The organism is Enterobacter sp. KB-221C9, assembly GCF_041320715.1.
Lineage (GTDB): Bacteria > Pseudomonadota > Gammaproteobacteria > Enterobacterales > Enterobacteriaceae > Enterobacter > Enterobacter asburiae_D.
In genome coordinates this window covers 257,122-276,776 of sequence record NZ_JBGIWG010000003.1, presented here as the reverse complement: position 1 = coordinate 276,776, position 19,655 = coordinate 257,122, and the positions used below count along the sequence as shown (strand labels likewise).

Annotated in this window: 14 protein-coding genes; 7 read left to right on the top strand and 7 right to left on the bottom strand. The window is 62.2% G+C overall.

The genetic code is table 11. The annotated features are described in order from the left end of the window. Positions 1–9 precede the first annotated feature (9 nt). Together entE and entC are read right to left on the bottom strand one after the other, a co-directional pair. Positions 10–1,620 (bottom strand): (2,3-dihydroxybenzoyl)adenylate synthase EntE, encoded by a 1,611-nt coding sequence (gene entE / locus AB8846_RS05390; RefSeq protein ID WP_370732249.1) that lies wholly within the window; start codon positions 1,618–1,620, stop codon positions 10–12. 9 nt (positions 1,621–1,629) lie between these two features. Next, positions 1,630–2,805 carry an isochorismate synthase EntC gene (gene entC, locus AB8846_RS05385; RefSeq protein WP_370732248.1) on the bottom strand — a complete coding sequence of 392 codons (1,176 nt, stop codon included), beginning with the start codon at positions 2,803–2,805 and terminating at the stop codon, positions 1,630–1,632. A gap of 188 nt (positions 2,806–2,993) precedes the next feature. On the opposite strand from entC, the gene fepB reads away from it, so the two are divergent. Further along, the gene (gene fepB, locus AB8846_RS05380) at positions 2,994–3,953 is read left to right on the top strand and encodes a Fe2+-enterobactin ABC transporter substrate-binding protein (RefSeq protein ID WP_370732247.1); all 960 of its coding nucleotides are present in this window, start codon (positions 2,994–2,996) and stop codon (positions 3,951–3,953) included. Positions 3,954–4,030: 77 nt separating this feature from the next. Here fepB and entS read toward each other — a convergent pair whose 3' ends face one another. Beyond that, entirely contained in the window at positions 4,031–5,269 is a 1,239-nt protein-coding gene (entS, locus tag AB8846_RS05375; RefSeq protein ID WP_370732246.1) for an enterobactin transporter EntS, read from the bottom strand. A 108-nt stretch (positions 5,270–5,377) separates the two neighbouring features. Here entS and fepD point away from each other — a divergent pair, with 108 nt between their 5' ends. From fepD to fepC, 3 genes are read left to right on the top strand one after another with little or no spacing between them, the layout of a single operon-like run. Further along, complete coding sequence (gene fepD / locus AB8846_RS05370; RefSeq protein ID WP_370732245.1) at positions 5,378–6,382, top strand: Fe(3+)-siderophore ABC transporter permease; 1,005 nt, start codon at positions 5,378–5,380, stop codon at positions 6,380–6,382. Next, complete coding sequence (fepG, locus tag AB8846_RS05365) at positions 6,382–7,371, top strand: iron-enterobactin ABC transporter permease (RefSeq protein WP_370732306.1); 990 nt, start codon at positions 6,382–6,384, stop codon at positions 7,369–7,371. The genes fepD and fepG overlap by 1 nt, the downstream gene beginning before the upstream one ends. Then, positions 7,368–8,168 carry an iron-enterobactin ABC transporter ATP-binding protein gene (fepC, locus tag AB8846_RS05360; RefSeq protein WP_370732244.1) on the top strand — a complete coding sequence of 267 codons (801 nt, stop codon included), beginning with the start codon at positions 7,368–7,370 and terminating at the stop codon, positions 8,166–8,168. The genes fepG and fepC overlap by 4 nt, the downstream gene beginning before the upstream one ends. A 108-nt stretch (positions 8,169–8,276) precedes the next feature. Here the strand turns inward: fepC and entF are convergent, their stop codons facing one another. The 3 genes from entF to fes are packed head-to-tail and all read right to left on the bottom strand — an operon-like array spanning position 8,277 to position 13,550. Continuing rightward, on the bottom strand, positions 8,277–12,134 hold the full coding sequence (gene entF, locus AB8846_RS05355; RefSeq protein ID WP_370732243.1) for an enterobactin non-ribosomal peptide synthetase EntF: 3,858 nt from the start codon (positions 12,132–12,134) through the stop codon (positions 8,277–8,279). Then, positions 12,131–12,343, bottom strand: coding sequence for an MbtH family protein (locus AB8846_RS05350; protein ID WP_370732242.1), 213 nt, complete (start codon positions 12,341–12,343; stop codon positions 12,131–12,133). Before AB8846_RS05350 ends, entF begins: the two co-directional genes overlap by 4 nt. 10 nt (positions 12,344–12,353) lie before the next feature. After that, a complete protein-coding gene (gene fes / locus AB8846_RS05345; protein ID WP_370732241.1) occupies positions 12,354–13,550 on the bottom strand; it encodes an enterochelin esterase in 1,197 nt (398 codons plus the stop codon). Between the two features lie 146 nt (positions 13,551–13,696). Here fes and AB8846_RS05340 point away from each other — a divergent pair, with 146 nt between their 5' ends. Further along, positions 13,697–15,946, top strand: a complete 2,250-nt coding sequence (locus AB8846_RS05340) for a TonB-dependent siderophore receptor (protein ID WP_063145252.1) — start codon at positions 13,697–13,699, stop codon at positions 15,944–15,946. A 195-nt stretch (positions 15,947–16,141) separates the two neighbouring features. Continuing rightward, positions 16,142–16,789: an enterobactin synthase subunit EntD gene (entD, locus tag AB8846_RS05335; protein ID WP_370732240.1), complete on the top strand. Its 648-nt coding sequence runs from the start codon at positions 16,142–16,144 to the stop codon at positions 16,787–16,789. Between the two features lie 114 nt (positions 16,790–16,903). On the opposite strand, the gene betT is transcribed toward entD, so the two are convergent. Continuing rightward, the gene (gene betT, locus AB8846_RS05330) at positions 16,904–18,937 is read right to left on the bottom strand and encodes a choline BCCT transporter BetT (protein WP_370732239.1); all 2,034 of its coding nucleotides are present in this window, start codon (positions 18,935–18,937) and stop codon (positions 16,904–16,906) included. Between the two features lie 128 nt (positions 18,938–19,065). Between betT and betI the strand changes: the two genes are divergently transcribed. Next, on the top strand, positions 19,066–19,653 hold the full coding sequence (gene betI / locus AB8846_RS05325; RefSeq protein ID WP_331414146.1) for a transcriptional regulator BetI: 588 nt from the start codon (positions 19,066–19,068) through the stop codon (positions 19,651–19,653). The last annotated feature ends 2 nt before the right edge of the window (positions 19,654–19,655 follow it).

Here is a 19,655-nt window from a genome sequence, read left to right as displayed (position 1 = left end):
CTCTGTTCCTCAGCCCCGGGCGCGTTCAGCAAGCCACAGGCGCAACTGTTTTTTATCGACTTTGCCGACCGGCGTCAGCGGGAGCGCATCCACGCTCTCCACGCGGTCCGGCAGCTTGAATTCGGCAACGCCCTGCTCGCGCAGGAAACGGCGCACCTCGACCGCACGCAGGGGCTGTTTCACCACCAGATACGCGCAGCTTTTTTCGCCCAGCAGGCTGTCCTCCATGCTCACCAGCGCGGCGTGGATCACCGCCTCATGGCGCAGCAGCAGGTTTTCAATCTCTTCGGCGGCGATCTTCTCGCCGCCGCGGTTGATCTGATCCTTCTCGCGCCCCTGCACGGTGATGTAGCCCTGCTCGTCAATGGCAATCAGATCGCCCGAGCAGTAAAAGCCGTCGGCGTCAAAGGCGCTGGCATTGTGTTCCGGGCTGTTGAAATAGCCGCGGAAGGTATACGGCCCGCGCGTCATCAGACGCCCGACCTCACCGCGCGGCAGCGGGTTGCCGTGCTCGTCCGCCACCCACACTTCGTCGTCCGGGCACATCGGGCGGCCCTGGGTGTTGATGATGCGCTCCGGCGCGTCGTCGAGCGCGGTGTAGTTCACCAGCCCTTCCGCCATGCCGAACACCTGCTGAAGCTGGCAGCCGATTTCCGCCGGAATGCGCGCCGCGAGCGTGGCGGAGAGGCGTGCGCCCCCCACCTGCAGCAGCTTGAGGGACTTGAGCTGCGCGTTCCCCGCGCCGTCGGCAATCGCCTGTAGCCACAGGCTGACCGCCGGAGGGACCAGCGAGGTGACGTTAACCTGATGCCGTTCAATCAGCGGGAAGCAGAGCGTGGCGCTCGGATCGTTCGCCAGCACCACGCAGCCCCCGGCGGTGAAGATGCCGAGCGATCCCGGCGAGCTCATGGCGTAGTTATGCGCCGCGGGGAGCGCGTTCAGGTAACGGGTCTCGGCGGTAATGCCGCAGATCTCGTTGCTGCGGCGAATGCTGTAGTCGTAATCGTTATGCGTGCGCGGGATCAGCTTCGGCGTGCCGGTGCTGCCGCCGGAGAGCTGGAAGAAGGCCACTTCGTCCGCGGGCGTCGGGTTCGGAATGAAGTTATCCGCCGGACGCGCAATCGCCGCTTCCAGGGCATGTTCGCCCTTATCGCCGCGCAGCAGTACGACGCGCACGGAACGGTGTTCATCCACAAATGCATTGAGGAAGTCATCGCCCGCGAACAGGGCGTGGCCGCGATCGGCAATCAGCACGGCGGGTTTGATCTGCGCGGCGTAGGCGTTCAGCTCGCTGCGCTGATGGCTAAAGAGCGCGTTGACCGGCGCGACGCCGATTTGCAGCAGCGCGAAGAAGGTGATGTAGAACTCGGCCACGTTGCCGAGCTGCACCAGCGCGGTCTCGCCGCGATGCAGCCCCTGCGCCTGAAGGGCGGACGCGAGGTTGTTCACCGCCTGATTAAACGCGCGGTAGGTAATGTGACGTTCGCCGTCGATTATCGCCACGGCATCGCTGTCCGCGCGATCCGTCAGGATATGGGTCAGCGGCAGATCCTGCCAGTAGCCTTTTTCGCGGTAGCGGCGGGCGAATTCCTCAGGCCAGCGGGTAAAGGGAATGGTCATGAGTATTCCTTAGTGCAAACCAAATACGTTGAGCATGGTGGAGAGCTTCACGCCCGTTTCGCGCCACTCGCCCACCGGCGAGGAGGCGGGCACAATACCCGCACCGGCAAACAGGCGAACGGTATTTGTATGCAGACGCGCGCAGCGGATGGTCACCACCCACTCGCCGTTGCCTTCGCTGTCGCACCATCCGACGATGCCGCCGAACAGCTCGCGGTCAAACGGCTCCAGCTCGGCGATCAGTTCTTTCGCCGCCTGGTGCGGGAAACCGCTCAGCGCCGGCGTCGGGTGCAGCAGGCAGGCCAGCGTCAGGGCGTTTTCATTTTCACGCGCCTCGCCTTCTACCGGCGTCGCCAGATGCCACAGCATCGGCGTGGTAATCAGCTGAGGAGAATCCGGCATGCTGAGATGGTGGCTGCGCGGCGCCAGAATGGCCTTCATCGCCTGGGTCACCAGGTCGTGCTCGTGACGGTCCTTTTCGGAGGCCAGCAGCTTATTGCCCGCTTCGCGATCCAATACGTCGTCCGGCTGACGACGCGCCGAGCCTGCCAGCGGCAGCGAGCTAAAGTGCGCGCCCTCTTTACGCAGCAGCAGTTCGGGGCTTGCCCCCAGCAGCACGCCGCCGTCTTCCAGCGGCACGTGGAAGTTAAAGCTCGCCGGGTTCTGGGCGATCAGGCGCTCCATCAGCGCACCGCTGTCCATGTTTTTGTCGGTCGCGATATCGATCAGGCGCGACAGCACGACCTTGTTGACCTGCGGCGTGGCGGTGAGCGACGCGGCGCGGGCGACCATCTCTTCAAACACGGGCTGCGGCGGGATCTCGGTGCGTTGTTCTACCTTCAGCGCCTGCGAGCCGGAAAAATAGCGTGCGGACTGCTGGCGTGCCGGACGGGAAAAGGTCTGCCAGCGCTGCGGAATAAACAGAGAGGATGGCTTGCGGGTATCGAAAGGAATCGCCCCTACCATCACCGGATGAGCAATACCGTTGGCTTTCGCATTCCGGAAGGCCTGGGCTAATTGTTGCTGGAAGTGTCCCGCCGGATCGTCGCCGCCGACGGCGGGTTCACTAAAGCGGGCAAAGCAGCCGGACGTGGTAAAGCTGCGGTAAGGCGACATAAAGAAAAAGCGGTCTGATTCCAGCGTGGTTGCGGTGTGCTGAACTTCCTCAGCCAGTGACGTATCCATATCATCCTCCTCAAAATGATAAAAGAAGCAATAATGATTATCATTTATATTTTCGTCGGCTAACCTAATCCCACATCGCTTCGCTGTCAACCGTCGGGCAAACAACTTATGCGACAAAAGCTTGCATCCCTTCCCGGCAACCATGAAAATGAGAAGCATTATCTTCAACAAAAACAGGATGTCGCGCTGTGAAATTCCCTGCTCTATTCCGTAATACCCTGCTTTTATCTGGACTTTTTGTTTTAGGACTTGCCTCAGCCGCTGCCGCCGACTGGCCGCGTCAGGTGACCGACAGCCGCGGCGTTCACACGCTTGAGAGCAAACCGACGCGCATTGTCTCCACCAGCGTGACCTTAACCGGCTCCCTGCTGGCGATTGACGCACCGGTCGTCGCCAGCGGCGCAACCACGCCGAACAACCGCGTGGCGGATGGGCAGGGTTTCCTGCGTCAGTGGGGTGATATGGCGAAACAGCGCAAGGTTGCGCGACTGTACATCGGCGAGCCGAGCGCTGAAGCGGTTGCCGCCCAGATGCCGGATCTGATTTTGATCAGCGCCACCGGCGGGGATTCCGCGCTGGCGCTGTACGATCAGCTCTCCGCCATCGCCCCAACGCTTATCATCAACTACGACGACAAGAGCTGGCAGGAACTGCTGACGCAGCTGGGCAGCATCACCGGACAGGAAAAACAGGCCGCAGAGCGCATTGCCGCGTTTGATAAACAGCTCGCGCAGGTGAAGCAGCAGATGACGCTGCCGCCGCAGCCGGTAAACGCCATCGTCTACACCGCCGCCGCGCACAGCGCCAACCTGTGGACCGCCGAATCCGCGCAGGGCAAGCTGCTGCATCAGCTGGGCTTTACGCTGGCGGAGCTGCCCGCCGGGCTGCAGACCTCCAAAAGCCAGGGCAAACGCCACGACATTATTCAGCTGGGAGGGGAAAACCTGGCGACGGGGCTGAACGGCGAAGGGCTGTTTGTGTTTGCCGGCGACCAGAAAGACGTGGATGCGATTTACGCCAACCCGCTGCTGGCGCATCTGCCGTCGGTGAAAAACAAACGGGTTTGGGCATTGGGAACGGAGACGTTCCGCCTGGATTATTACAGCGCGATGTTGGTGTTGCAGCGTTTAAATTCAATTTTTAAATAAGTGGCACGTTCCCCGTAGGCCCGGTAAGCGCAGCGCCACCGGGCGTTTTGTCGGGTGGCGGCTACGCCTTACCCGACCTACAAGGTCAAGACGCTCTCCTGCCTGAATCGGCGCAGTTCTGCCAACGACATTAATAAAATCACGCCAATAATTGCCAGCACAAACCCGCTGCTGCTCGCCGAGGCCACCGGGGTCATTATCGCCCCCAGCCCGCCGAGGATCGCCGCGCCAATCGCATCGCCCGTGACGTTCTGAGCGGTCCACAGGCCGTTGATGCGCCCGAGCATGCCTTCCGGCGTCTGGGTCTGGATCAGGGTGTACTGCAAAAGCGAGCTGATGGCGCTCAGCCAGCCGAAAATCACCAGGCACAGCACCCCGAGCGCCCACACCGGCATCAGGCTGAAGAAGCCGATGGCGATAAACGAGGCCAGCGTGGCAAGCAGCATAATCAGCCCCGGACGCGCGCTCTGCGCCAGGTTCCCGCTGGTCAGCGCCCCGCACGCCGCGCCGAGCGGAATGGCGGCGTAAAGAATGCCAATCTCCGAGGCGCTCATCTGCCACTCTCCCGCCAGCGCCGGGTACAGCACGCGCACGGCGCTCGCCATCGTCAGCAGGCCGCCGAGCAGCGCAATCCCGCCAATCAGCGGGTTGCTGAACAGGAAACGAATCGCGGCCATCAGCGATTTCAGCGGATGCTCGCGCGGCTGCGGCGGAGGTGGCAGGAGCGGCAGACGCAGCAGCGTCAGCGTGGTGATAAACGTCCCCGCCGCCGCCAGCCCGTAGTTCCAGGCCACGTTGCCCGTTGCCAGCAGCAGGCCGCCGACCATCGGCGAAATCACCGAGCCGAGGCGCACGGTGAGCATGGTGATCGCCCCCGCCTGCATCAGGTTCTCGCGCCCGACCAGCGCGGGCGTTGCCGCCAGCAGCGCCGTCACGCCCAGCGAGGCGAAGAAACCGTCCCACAGCCCCAGCGCGTAAATGGCGATCAGCGACGGCTCCGGCAGCATGGCGTTCAGACACAGCCCGATAAAGCCCACGCCGCAGGTGCCGCGCGCCAGCAGGATCAGCTTTTTACGCTCGTAGCGGTCCGCCAGCACGCCGCCAACCATCAGGCCGATGAACATCGCCCCGCCGGTTAAGGTGACGGATAACCCCACCAGCCAGCTGGAGTGCGTCAGGGTTTGGATTTGTACCGGCACGGCCACGCCGAGCAGGCCGAGGGACAAAATGGAGATAAAGCGAGCGATAAATACGGCGCGATACGCCGGGTGCGTTTTCAGCAGGCTGAGGTTGAGCAGCCAGGATTTTTTATTCATGACAAAGCCTTGAGTCTATTTCTACCCTTTCCATGGGCGCACATGCTAACATAGCCAAATAAGATAGATAACGATAATCACTATCATTATCAAATCATGGATGTTGCTATGTCGTTTTCCTCTTCTGCGGTGCGCGCCGTTGCCGTGCCCGTTTTACTGCTGCTCCTGAGCCTTGCGGTTGCACTCAGCCTGCTGGTCGGCGCGAAGCCGCTGCCCGCGTCCGTTATCGTTGATGCGCTCTCCGGCACCTGCCAGAGCGCCGACTGTATTATCGTGCTCGACGCCCGACTGCCCCGCACGCTTGCCGGACTGCTGGCGGGTGGCGCGCTCGGCCTTGCCGGTGCCCTGATGCAAACCCTCACCCGTAACCCGCTGGCGGACCCCGGTATTCTCGGCGTTAACTCCGGTGCCAGCTTTGCCATCGTGCTCGGCGCGGCGCTGTTCGGGCTAACGTCGCCCTCCGAGCAGCTGGTCATGGCCTTTTGCGGCGCGCTGGCCGCCTCGCTGGTCGTGGCCTTTACCGGCAGTAAGGGCGGCGGGCAGCTGAGTCCGGTCCGCCTGACGCTTGCGGGCGTGGCGCTCGCGGCGGTGCTGGAAGGCTTATCCAATGGCATCGCCCTGCTCAACCCCGACGTCTACGACCAGCTGCGCTTCTGGCAGGCCGGTTCGCTGGATATCCGCACCCTTGAAACCCTAAAAGTGGTGGCGCTCCCGGTCATTATCGCCGCCGCCGTGGCGCTGTTTTTAAGCCGGTCGCTCAACAGCCTGAGCCTCGGCAGCGACACCGCGACCGCCCTCGGCAACCGCGTGGCGCGCACGCAGCTGATAGGTCTTCTGGCGATCACCGTGCTGTGCGGCAGCGCGACCGCCGTGGTTGGCCCGATCGCCTTTATTGGCCTGATGATGCCGCACATGGCGCGCTGGCTGGTGGGGGCGGATCACCGCTGGTCGCTGCCGGTGACGCTGCTGGCCACCCCTGCCCTGCTGCTGCTTGCCGATGTGCTGGGCCGCCTGCTGGTGCCCGGCGAGCTGCGCGTCTCGGTGGTCAGCGCCTTTATCGGCGCGCCGGTGCTGATCTTCCTGGTACGCCGTAAACGCGGAGGTGGCGCATGATGGCCCCGTCCCGTCGTTTAGTCACCAGCGTCTCGCTGCTGGTTATCGCCATTCTGCTGCTGGCGGTCTGGAGCCTGCGCAGCGGCGCGGTCACGCTCGATTTTTCTCAGGTGTTTAACGCCCTGCTCGGCAGCGCGCCGCGCAACATCACCATGGTGGTGACGGAGTGGCGACTGCCGCGCGTGGCGATGGCGATTCTGGTCGGCGCGGCGCTCGGCGTGAGCGGTGCGATATTCCAGTCGCTGATGCGCAACCCGCTCGGCAGCCCGGACGTGATGGGCCTCAACACCGGGGCCTGGAGCGGCGTGCTGGTGGCGATGGTGCTGTTTGGTCAGCACCTGACGGCCATTACCTTTACGGCGATGGCGGGCGGCATTCTGACGTCCTTACTGATCTGGGCGCTTGCCTGGCGCAACGGCATCGACACCTTCCGCCTGATCGTCATCGGGATCGGCATCCGCGCCATGCTGATGGCCTTTAACACCTGGCTTTTACTGCAGGCCTCGCTGGAAACCGCGCTCTCCGCCGGGCTGTGGTACGCCGGCTCCCTCAACGGCCTGACGTGGGGCAAAACCTGGCCCGCCGCGCCGCTGATTTTGCTGATGTTTATCGGCGCGCTGCTGCTGGTGCGCCGTATGCGCCTGCTGGAGATGGGCGACGACAGCGCCTGTGCGCTGGGCGTAAGCGTCGAACGCTCGCGCCTGATGCTGATGCTGGTCGCCGTACTGCTGACCGCCGCCTCTACCGCCATCGCCGGGCCGATCTCGTTTATCGCCCTCGTGGCACCGCACATCGCCCGCCGCCTTAGCGGGACGGCGCGCTGGGGCTTAACCCAGGCGGCGCTGTGCGGCGCGCTGCTGCTGCTGGCTGCCGATCTCTGCGCCCAGCGGCTGTTTATGCCTTATCAACTGCCGGTGGGCGTGGTGACCGTCAGCCTCGGCGGGATTTACCTCATCGTCTTGCTCGTTCAGGAGTCACGCAGGAAATGACAGACACAACCACCCGCTTGCGCGGCGAAAACTTAACCCTCGGCTACGGCAAAAAGATCGTTGCCCGTGACTTATCCGTCGCCATTCCGGACGGCCATTTTACGGCAATCATCGGGCCGAACGGCTGCGGCAAATCGACCCTGCTGCGCACCCTGAGCCGCCTGATGACGCCATCTGAGGGCAGCGTGTTCCTCGACGGGGAGCAAATCCAGCGCTTCGCCAGCAAAGAGGTGGCCAGGCGCATCGGGCTGCTGGCGCAAAACGCCACCACGCCGGGAGACATCACGGTGCAGGAGCTGGTCTCGCGCGGGCGCTATCCGCACCAGCCGCTGTTTACCCGCTGGCGTAAGGAAGACGACGAGGCGGTGAACCGCGCGATGCGGGCGACGGGCATTACCGATCTGGCGCAGCAGAGCGTGGACACCCTTTCCGGCGGGCAACGCCAGCGCGCGTGGATCGCGATGGTGCTGGCGCAGGAAACGTCGATTATGCTGCTGGACGAGCCGACGACCTGGCTCGACATCAGCCATCAGATTGACCTGCTGGAGCTGCTGAGCGAGCTGAACCGCACGCAGGGGTATACCCTGGCGGCGGTGCTGCACGATTTGAACCAGGCGTGCCGCTACGCCACGCACCTGATTGCCTTGCGAGACGGTGAGATTGTGGCGCAGGGCGCGCCGAAAGAGATTGTAACGCCGGAGCTGATCGAGCGGATCTACGGCATGCGCTGCATGATTATTGACGATCCGGTGGCGGGTACGCCGCTGGTTGTGCCGTTGGGCAAACGTGCGGTCTGATGCCCTCACCCCAGCCCTCTCCCACAGGGAGAGGGAGCAAACCCAACAAACATCAACCACGGATCCGTAGGCCGGGTAAGGCGCAGCCGCCACCCGGCGCTTTTGACGTTACCCCAATATCTCTCTCAACACCGGCCCTATTTTCTCAAACGCCTGCGGTGAAATGATATCCACGTGGGCGCAGTCCTGGCTGTACACCTCAAGCTCCGCCACCCACGGTGCCCACGCGACCTGCGGATCCATCGTTCGGGTGCGCTCGGCGACAAACAGCGTCGCTTTGCCGTCAAAGCGCGCGCTGTGCGCCGTGGTGAGCAACCGCACCGCGTCGGCGTAGTTACCCTCGATAGCGTTAAACAGCTCGCTGGAGCCCTGCCCTTGCTGGGCTGCGATAAACGCCTGACGCTCGCGCTCGATTTCCGCCAGCACTTCCGGGTCGAGGCCGTTAGCCTCTTTCTCCGCCCAGTTCTGGGTTTCCGGCGGCCAGGTATCCAGCAGGCCGAGGAAGGCCACCTCTTCACCCTGCTCGCACAGCCGCGCGGCGATGCCCTGCGCCAGCGTACCGCCGAGGGAATAGCCGAACAGATAATACGGCCCCTGCGGCTGCTGCTGACGCAGCGTAGCCAGATGATGCCTAATCACCCCATCCAGATCCGCACATTGCTGCATCGGCCCGTCCGGGCGTGGCGACTGAATGCCGGTAATCGACCAGCGCGGGCTGAGGTAGCGTGCCAGCACGCTAAACTGCCAGGCAAAGCCGGACGCCGGATGGAAGCAGAACAGCGTCGGGCCGTTGCCTTCGCGCAGCGGCAGCAGGGTTTCATACCCCAGACGCTGCGCCTGCTCGTCGCTCATCTGCGAGTCCAGCAGCGCGCTGAGCTTGCTCACCGTCGAGGCGACCATAATCTGCCCCGGCGTAACCTTACGGTCGAACGCGCGGCTAAGCTGTGCGGCCAGGCGCATCGCCAGCAGCGAGTGTCCGCCGAGGGCAAAGAAGTCGGCCTCAATATCGTTGACCTCGCAGCCCAGCAGCGCGGAAAACGCCTGCGCGACGGCGGCTTCGGTTTCCGCCTCCGGCGCGCGCCCGGAGGTTTTACTCGTGAGCTCCGGCAGCGGCAGCGCCTTGCGGTCGAGCTTGCCGTTCGCGCTGAGCGGCAGCGCGCTGATTTGCAGCACCACCACCGGCACCATATGCGGCGGCAGCTGCGCTTTGAGCGATTCCAGCAGCGCGTCGCGGTTCAGCGGTAAGCCGGATTCGGAAACCACATACCCCACCAGCTGGCGGGCATCGCCGCCCGTCGCCGCCGCCTGGTTGAACACGCAGGCGTGCGCCACGGCCTGCGCCACGTCCGGCAGCGACAGCATCGCCCGGTCGATTTCACCCAGCTCGATGCGCTGGCCGCGGATTTTCAGCTGATCGTCGCTGCGCCCTAAATACTCCACCGCGCCGTTGTCCAGCCAGCGGGCAACGTCACCTGTGCGGTACATCCGCTCGCCAGGGGCAAACGGGTCGGCAATAAAGCGGCTGGCGGTGAGATCCGGACGGCCCAGATACCCCTGCGCCAGCTGAATTCCGGTGAGATAAAGGTCGCCCGCCACGCCGAACGGCACCGGGCGCATCATCGCATCCAGAATGCGCAGCCCCGTGTTCCACACCGGGAAGCCGATCGGCACGCTGTTGCCCTCCACCGCCGCCAGCTCCGGGCCGTACGCCGGATACCAGCTGACGTCCACCGCCGCTTCCGTTGGGCCATAGAGGTTATGCAGCGGCGCGTGGGTCAGCTGTTCCCACTCGCGGCACAGCTCGGTCGGCAGCGCTTCGCCGCTGCAGAACACCTGCTTAAGGGTTTTGCAGCACGTCACGTTTTCCGGCGTCAGCGAGGCGACAAACGCCGCCAGCATCGACGGCACGAAGTGGGTAGTGGTCACGCCGTACTGGGCGAAGAAGCTCTGCATCGCCTGCGGATCGCGGTGCGCCTCCGGCTCGGCCATCACCAGCTTCGCCCCGGCGATAAACGGCCACCAGAACTCCCACACCGACACGTCAAAGCTGCACGGCGTTTTCTGCGCCACCACGTCCGTCGCGTCCAGCGGGTAATGGTCCTGCATCCACTTCAGGCGGTTAACGATGGCGGTATGGCCGACCATGACCCCTTTCGGGCGGCCCGTCGAGCCAGAGGTAAAGATGATGTACGCCGTCTGCTCCGGCGTCACCAGCCGCAGCGGTTCAGTACCCGCAGCCGGTAACAGTGTGTTGTAACTAAACGCCGTAATGGGCAGATCGCTAAAGCGCGGGAGCTGCTCGTCGGTAGTAATGAGCAGGGACGGTTTCGCGTCCTCCAGCATCATCCGCAGACGGTCATCCGGGTAGCCGGTGTCGAGCGGTAGCCACGCGGCACTGGCCTCAACGATGCCGTGCAGCGCCAGCGTCAGGAACACCGAGCGCGGCAGGGCCACCGCCACGCTGTCGCCCGGCTTCACGCCGCGCGCGCGCAGCAGGTTTGCCAGCGCGACCACCTGCTCGCGCATCTGACGATAGCTGAGTTCAATATGCGCGTCCGCCAGCGCGGGGGCGTCCGGCGTTTTGCTCGCCTGCTCCGCCACCAGATCCGCCAGCGTGGTGGACGGCAGCGCCAGCCCGGTATCGTTGATTCGCGCCAGCTGCTGATATTCCTGTTCTGAAACGGTTTCTACTTCGCCGCAGCGCAGGTCAGGGTTGGCCGCAAACTGCATCAGCATCGCGTTCAGACGCGCGACGTGTCGGGAAAGCATTGCTTCATCGTAACGCTGTTTATTCGCGAGGATCTCAATGCTCAGCCCGCCCTGCTCGTCCGGGAACAGCGCCAGCTCGAGATCGTTCACCGGACCGGTTGCCAGCGTGTGGGTGATGGCCTCCACGCCGTCGATATCCAGCTGATAGTCGAACACCTTGACGTTCAGCACCGGGCCAAACAGCGCTTCGTCGCCCGCGGCACGCCCGCCGTCGCGCACGATCTGCTCGGCGTCGTAGCGCTGGTGGCGGCGCATTTTTTTCAGCTGGTTCGCCAGGCGCAGCGCCAGCGCCGGCAGGCTCTCCTGCGGGTTAATTTTCACCGCCAGCGGCAGGACGTTGAGCACCGGCCCGGTCGCGGTCAGCGCGGCGGAGCCCATGCGGCGCATAAAGATAAACCCGGCGGCGTAGTCGAGCCGTCCGGTCAGTCGGCCCAGCCACAGCGCCACCAGCGCAAGCGCCAGATCGGTACGCTGCGCATGCCCTGCCGCCTGTGCAAGCTGGCTAAATGCGCGACCGTCGGCGGCAATTTTCAGGCGCAGGATATCGGTGGTGGCGGCGCGTCCCGGCAGCGGCGCGGAAGAGAGCGAGACCGGAGATGGAAGCTGCCTGCGCTGCTCGGCCCAGAAAGCACCGTCGCGCGCGTAAGCCTCGCTGTCGCGATAGCGCTGATACTCGTCCACCACCTCGGCAAACGGCGTAAACGGGGAGACGGGCGTCGGATCCCCCTTCTTCCACGCAGCGTAAATCGCGGCGATCTGGCGGGTAATGGCCGGGAAGCTGAAGCCATCCACTACCAGATGATGATAGCGCTGATACCAGTACCAGTGGTTTTCTCCCACCTGAATCAGCTTATGTAACGCCAGCGGCTGACCGCTGTCGACGCGCAGGTTTTGATTGAGATCGGCCTCCATCAGCGCCACGGCGTCGTCGTGAGAGGCAACGCGAACGATGGACGGCTCCGGCAGAATGAAGGTGCCATCCACCCACTGCCACACCTCGCCGTTCTCCTCGGCAAAACGCATCCGCAGGGTATCGGCCTGCATCATGCCTTCAGCAATCGCTTTTGCCAGCAACGGCGCGTCGATGTCGCCTTTCAGCTCGGTGTAGTGCGCCACGCTCCAGGCGTTTGGCAGGGAAGAAAGCTGTTCCGCCATCCAGATACCCGGCTGGGCGGCGACGAGAGGAAGACGGTTCATGCGCCCCCCTCCGCAAAATGGGACGGTTCAAGCGTGCGCCAGTGGCCGGCCAGCCACTGCTGGCACGCCTCCTGAGACTGCACCTCGCACACCACGCGCCACCCCGCCGGCAGCTCGCACTGCTGCGGCCACAGGCTGTACTGCCCCTGGTCGTTTTGCAAAATGGCGAACTGTCCCTGCGGATTATCGAAAGGATTGCTGAATTCCATACAGACTCCGTTATTGAATGAGCGGCTGCCAGAGGGTCATCAGCCCCTGCGTCAGCCCACCGCGCCAGCAAAGCGCATCGTGTCCGCCGTCAACCTGACGCCAGGTAACCTGCTGCGCGTGTAGTTCGGCGTAAATCGCCTGATTGGCATTGAAAATCAGCGGCTCGTTACGCCCGGCCTCAAGAACGATACGCAGCCCGCTCGCGGTTAGCTCACCCGCTCTGAGCTGTTCGATGAGGCACCCGTCCTGCTGCCCGCCTCGGTGCGGCCACCAGTACGAGCCGGACTGGCTCAGCACGCAGCCAAAACGCTGCGGCCAGTTGAGGCCAGCATAAAACGAAGAGAGTCCGCCAAAGCTCTGGCCCGCCACCACGGTACGATCGGCGCGGTCGCTAAATGGCGCGAGATTTTTTACTTGAGGGAGAAGTTCCTCCTGTACCGCCAGCCAGAAATCGGGGTTACAGGGCAATTCGCGGCTGCGGTGTTCCGTGTCGATCGCATCAATTAATACGTAGACCGCAGGCGGCAGCTTGCGCTCGGCGGTGAGCGAGGCCAGCGCGGGCCAGACCGGCATGCTTTCGGCCCAGAACTGCCCGTCGAGCATCACCGCCAGCGGGCGCTCGGGGCCGTCATCTCCGGTGGTAAAAATCCACACGCGGCGGCGGTTGTTCAGACGCGCGCTGTTCCACTCAATGCAGACCGTCGGTTGATACGGCGTATCGGGACGATCCCAGCCGGGCTGAACGGGCGCGTCCGGCATCTCCAGCGCCGAGACGGCGTGGCCGCGCCCGCCGCGCCAGCTCTGCGGATTCAGCGGGTCGGAAACCGCGTGCGGCAACAGCTTGCGCCAGCCTTCGCGCAGCGCCATGCGGTCCGGCTGCTCGCCTTCAAACACGGTATCGGCAAAATCATTTTCATTCACAGAAGGGATAAAACAGTAGCTCCCGCGCCACTCGGGGCTGAACTCGCCCTGCCATTGCCAGACGTCGGTATCCGGGATGCGCTCAAGAGATTGCGGGCGGGCATTTTGATGGTGATCGGTCACGCCGGTGATGTAGAGCCAGACGCGTTTGACGGGTGAAGAATCTTGCGTTCCTTTCGGGTCACGCCACCAGAACGTGACGCGATATGCTCCCTTTTCAGGCTTCCATTCAGGCCCATTTTTGGACTGCCACCACGCTTCACTTCCCGTTGTTAACGCCGTCACCCTTATAACCTCATGTTTAACAGTCTTTTTTGTTTCAGGACAAATTTTATTGATAATATTATTGATAACTATTTGCATTTGCAATAGCGTAATGCCCGCGCTGTGGGAAGCGCGCTCATTAAATAACCATAAAAGCGGGACGTACAATGAATAAGAAGATTCACTCTCTGGCCTTGCTGGTCAATTTAGGGATTTATGGTGTCGCGCTGCCCGCCATGGCAGACGACAAGACCGCCTCTGCGCAGCACGAAGATACGATGGTGATCACCGCCGCCGAACAGAATTTACAGGCGCCGGGCGTGTCAACCATCACCGCCGATGAGATCCGCAAAAACCCGCCCGCGCGGGACGTGGCTGAAATCATCCGCACCATGCCGGGCGTTAACCTGACCGGAAACTCCACCAGCGGCCAGCGCGGGAATAACCGTCAGATTGATATCCGCGGCATGGGGCCGGAAAACACGCTGATCCTGATCGACGGCAAGCCGGTGACCAGCCGTAACTCGATCCGTCTGGGCTGGCGCGGCGAGCGCGACACCCGCGGCGATACCGGCTGGGTGCCGCCAGAGATGATCGAACGCATCGAAGTGATCCGCGGCCCGGCGGCCGCGCGCTACGGCAACGGTGCGGCAGGCGGCGTGGTAAACATCATCACCAAAAAATTCGACGACCAGTGGCACGGCTCCTGGAACACCTACCTGAATGCACCAGAACACAAGGACGAAGGTTCCACCAAACGCACCAACTTCAGCCTGAGCGGCCCGCTGGGCGGCGATTTCAGCTTCCGCATGTTTGGTAATCTGGACAAAACCCAGGCCGACGCGTGGGATATCAACCAGGGCCATCAGTCCGATCGTACCGGTGCCTACGCCGACACGCTGCCGGCGGGCCGTGAGGGTGTGGAGAATAAAGACATCAACGGCGTGGTGCGCTGGGACTTTGCGCCAATGCAGTCCCTGGAGTTTGAGGCTGGCTACAGCCGCCAGAACAACCTCTACGCGGGCGATACCCAGAACACCAACAACGACAACAGCTCCAGCGGGCTGGTGAAGAAAAACTACGGCAAAGAAACTAACCGTATTTATCGTCAGAACTTCGCGGTCACCTGGAACGGCGGCTGGGACAACGGCATCACCACCAGCAGCTGGGCGCAGTACGAACACACCCGCAACTCGCGTCTGGGCGAAGGGCTGGCGGGCGGGCTGGAAGGCCTGTTCAACAGCAACAAATTCACCGACACCGACCTGGCCGACGTGATGCTGCACAGCGAAATCAACCTGCCGATCGATTTCCTCGTCAACCAGAACCTGACCCTGGGAACCGAGTGGAACCAGCAGCGCATGAAGGACTCGACCTCCTTTACGCAAACCCAGCAGGGCGGCACCATTCCGGGCATGAGTAACGATCGAAGCCCGTACACCTCAGCGGAGATCTTCTCCCTGTTCGCTGAAAACAACATGGAGCTGACCGACAGCACCATGCTGACCCCGGCGCTGCGCTTCGACCATCACACCATCGTCGGCAACAACTGGAGCCCGTCCCTGAACCTGTCGCAGGGTCTGGGGGATGACTTCACGCTGAAGATGGGGATCGCGCGCGCCTACAAAGCGCCGAGCCTGTACCAGACCAACCCGAACTACCTGCTGTACAGCAAAGGCCAGGGCTGCTACGCCAGCGGTGACGGCGTGGGCTGCTACATGATGGGCAACGACGACCTGAAAGCGGAAACCAGCATCAACAAAGAGATTGGCCTGGAGTGGAAACGCGACGGCTGGCTGGCGGGCGTGACCTGGTTCCGTAACGACTATCGCGACAAGATTGAAGCGGGCTACGCGCCGATTGGTCACACCTCTTCCGGTAAAGTGCAGACGGATATCTACCAGTGGGAAAACGTGCCGAAAGCGGTCGTCGAAGGGCTGGAAGGCTCCCTGAACGTGCCGGTCAGCGACACGATCAACTGGACCAACAACATCACCTACATGCTGCAGAGCAAGAACAAGGAGACCGGCGACCGTCTGTCGATCATTCCGGAGTACACGCTGAACTCAACCCTGAGCTGGCAGGTTCATCAGGACGTGTCGCTCCAGTCGACCTTCACCTGGTACGGCAAGCAGCAGCCGAAGAAATACAACTACAAAGGTCAGCCTGTGACCGGGTCTGAGAAAGATGAAGTCAGCCCGTATAGCATCGTTGGCCTGAGCGCAACCTGGGACATGACCAAAAACGTCAGCCTGACCGGCGGCGTGGATAATGTCTTCGACAAACGCCAGTGGCGCGCGGGTAATGCCCAGACCACCGGCAACGCCACCACCGGTGCGTATATGTACGGTGCGGGTGCGTATACGTATAATGAACCGGGTCGCACCTGGTACATGAGCGTGAATACGCGTTTCTAGGTAAAAGCAAAACGGCAACCCCGTTGCCGTTTTTAATGTTTGCTCCCTCTCCCCGTGGGTGTACGGTCCCGGGTGAGGGCGAGGTAAAAGCAAAACGGCAACCCCGTTGCCGTTTTTAGTGTTTGCTCCCTCTCCCCGTGGGAGAGGGCCGGGGTGAGGGCATCAGGCCGCACTATTTGCTGATAGAGGAAAAACATGCACACCACCCACAGCACGTTCATTCTCGCCGGCCACACCGTCCATCGCGTCACCTTTGATCCCACGACCTTCACCGACGCCGATCTCCTCTGGCTTCCCCACCACGCGCAGCTGGCTGACGCCGGACGCAAACGCAAAGCCGAGCATCTTGCCGGACGCATCGCCGCCGCGCATGCCTTACCTGACCACGCCGTTCCCGGCATCGGCCCCAGCGGCGAACCGCTCTGGCCGGAAGGGGTTTCGGGCAGCATCACCCACAGCGGCACGCAGGCGATGGCAGTTATCGTCCGTCATCCAGATGCGCTGGTAGGTATTGATTGCGAAGCCATTCTTCCAGAACCTGAAGCCCGCGAAATCCAGGACGGCATCGTTGATGCGCAGGAAGCGATATGCCTGACGCACTCGGGCTACCCTTTTGCGCTGGCATTGACGCTTGCATTCAGCGCCAAGGAAAGTTTGTTTAAAGCACTGTTCCCACAGGTGAAAGTTTTCATGGGTTTTGAGTGGGCGAGAGTCACAGAGGTAGCGGAAAAAACAATCACACTGGCGCTTTCGCGCCCGGCTGGAGACTATCCTGAGGGTAAACGCTTCACCCTCGTCTGGCAGAATAATGATGGGAACGTGTGGACGCTGCTAAAAGCCTGATGGCGCTGCGCTTATCAGGCCTACGGTAAAGCGGTTTTGTAGGCCGGGTAAGGCATCGCCGCCACCCGGTTTGAGGGCGACGGCGATGCCTTTATAGGTTATTCAGCTCAAGCCTCAAACATCCGGGAACATCACGCTATTCCCCGGCGCTTCCCTGTGCAGATGGATAAAGTTCAGGTGCCGTTCATACTGGTCCAGAATGTCCGTAATCACCTGCTCCTTGCTGTAGTCCATCAAATCATTCCCCTGGCTGCCTTCCAGCAGGAAGGTCTCAAGACGGTAGTAGGTCGACTTCCCGCTGCGCGCCCGGTAGGTAAACCCGGGTACCGAATACTGCTGCGGCCAGATCTGATAAACAAAGTTCTGCTCGTCGCCCATGTGCACCAGCAGATCCAGGTGCCCCAGGGTCTCGCCCTCCTCCGGCGGCAGGCTTTTCAGCTCCACGTACGCGCCGCGCAGCTTCAGCTCCTGCGCCACCTCTTCCATCGCAGGGAAGCAGACCGTCTCCATCATCTGTTTGGTGTAGCGCGTGCCCGGGTAGTTCATCAAGCGCGAGAGGCGTTTCTTCCAGCTCAGCCTGTCCTGCGCGCCCATCGGACGCGGCGCGGTGTCGCGGCTGGCGCTGACGCGGCGGTAGTCTTCCACCTTGAGCGATTTATACAGCCCGGCCATCACAAAGAAGATGACGAAGCTGAACGGCAGCCCCATGATCACCGTGGTGTTCTGCAACGCCGAGATGCCGTTGGTCATCAGCATACCGAGCGTGAGCAGGCCGATAGCGACGGACCAGAAGATGCGCAGCCAGTTCGGCGCGTCGCTGTTGATGTCTTTAAGCTTCGAGGTGAAGTTGCCCAGCACCAGCGCGCCGGAATCCGCCGAGGTAACGTAGAACAACAGGCCGGTGATGGTCGCCACGGAGGCGCTAAAGGTAAACGCCGGATACTGCGCCAGCAGGCTATAGAAGCCGCGCTCCGGGTGCGCCATCGCTTCCTGCGCGAAGGTTGCATTGCCGTGGATGATCTCGTGCAGCGCGCTGTTGCCGAACACCGACAGCCACAGCAGGGTAAAGGTGAACGGGATAATCAGCGTGCCCATCACAAACTGGCGGATGGTGCGGCCACGTGAAATACGCGCGAGGAACAGGCCAACGAACGGCGACCACGCGACCCACCACGCCCAGAAGAACAGCGTCCAGTTGTTCATCCACTCTACCGGGCGGTCGAAGGCGAAGCTGTTCAGCGTCATGCCCATAAAGCGGTTTACGTAGTCGCCCACGTTCAGCACTAAGGCATTGAGCAGGAACGAGGTATCGCCCATAAACAGCACGAACAGGATCAGGCCCAGCGCCAGCGCCACGTTCAGCTCGGACAGCACGCGGATGCCTTTATCCACGCCCGACGTCACCGAGATGGTGGCGATAATGACTGAGAGCGCAATCAGCGCCGCTTTGGCCGCCATCGAATCCGGGATATCAAACAGCACGCTCAGCCCGTAGTTGAGCTGCACCACGCCAATCCCGAGCGTCGTCGCAATACCGAAGATGGTGCCGATCACCGCCGCGATATCGACGCTGTGGCCAATCGGGCCGTTAATTTTTTTACCGAAAATCGGATACAGCGCGGAGCGGATGGTGAGGGGCAAATTATAACGATAGCTAAAGTATCCGAGCGCCATACCCATCAGGGCGTACATCGACCAGCCCGTCAGGCCGTAGTGGAACAGCGTCCAGACCATCGCCTGGCGCGCGGCCTCCATCGTCTGCCCTGCCCCTTCCGGCGGCTGCATATACTGCGTGACCGGTTCCGCCACGGAGAAAAACATCAGGTCGATGCCGATGCCCGCGGCAAACAGCATCGCGGCCCAGCTCAGCAGGCTGAACTCGGGCTTGGACTGCTCCGGCCCGAGCTTCACCGAACCGAAGCGCGAGCAGGCAATGCAGACCACGAAGACGATATAGAGCGTCGCCGCCAGCAGATAGTACCAGCCGAAGGTCTTCGACACCCAGTTCAGGGTGCGCCCAATCCACTCGGCAGAAAAATCACGAAAGAAGATGGTCGTCAGGGAAAACAACAAAATCAGCCCGGCGGAAGTATAAAAAACGACCGGGTTGATTTTGTCTTTTTCTCTGTCCTGTGAAAGGTCTGTCATCCAGTATCCCCACTGTTTTTGCAACTATTAAAATCCAAATCCGCAACAATTAAGACACATTTTATATTGAACGTCCAATCAAAAACCGCTTTAATGTATTACTAACGCTGATGAATGGAGTGGCAAAAATGCCCAAAGTGGGGATGCAGCCGATCCGGCGCAGGCAGCTTATCGACGCCACGCTGGAAGCAATAAATGAAGTGGGTATGCATGATGCGACGATCGCGCAGATCGCCCGCCGGGCGGGCGTTTCCACGGGGATCATCAGCCACTACTTCAAAGACAAAAACGGCCTGCTGGAAGCGACCATGCGCGACATCACCGGCCAGCTGCGCGACGCGGTAGTAAGCCGCTTACGCGCCCTGCCGGACGGCAGCGCGGAGCAGCGCCTGCAGGCGATTGTCGCCGGCAACTTTGATGAAACCCAGACCAGCGGCGCGGCCATGAAGGCCTGGCTGGCCTTCTGGGCGAGCAGCATGCACCAGCCGATGCTCTACCGCCTGCAGCAGGTGAGCAGCCGCCGTCTGCTGTCGAACCTGGTGTACGAGTTCCGCCGCGAGCTGCCGCGCGAGCAGGCCCAGGAGGCGGGCTACGGGCTGGCGGCGCTGATCGACGGGCTGTGGCTGCGCGCCGCGCTGAGCGGCAAGCCGCTGGATAAGACCCTGGCGCAATCGCTCACCAGCCACTTTATCAGCCAGCATTTACCGACCGAATAACC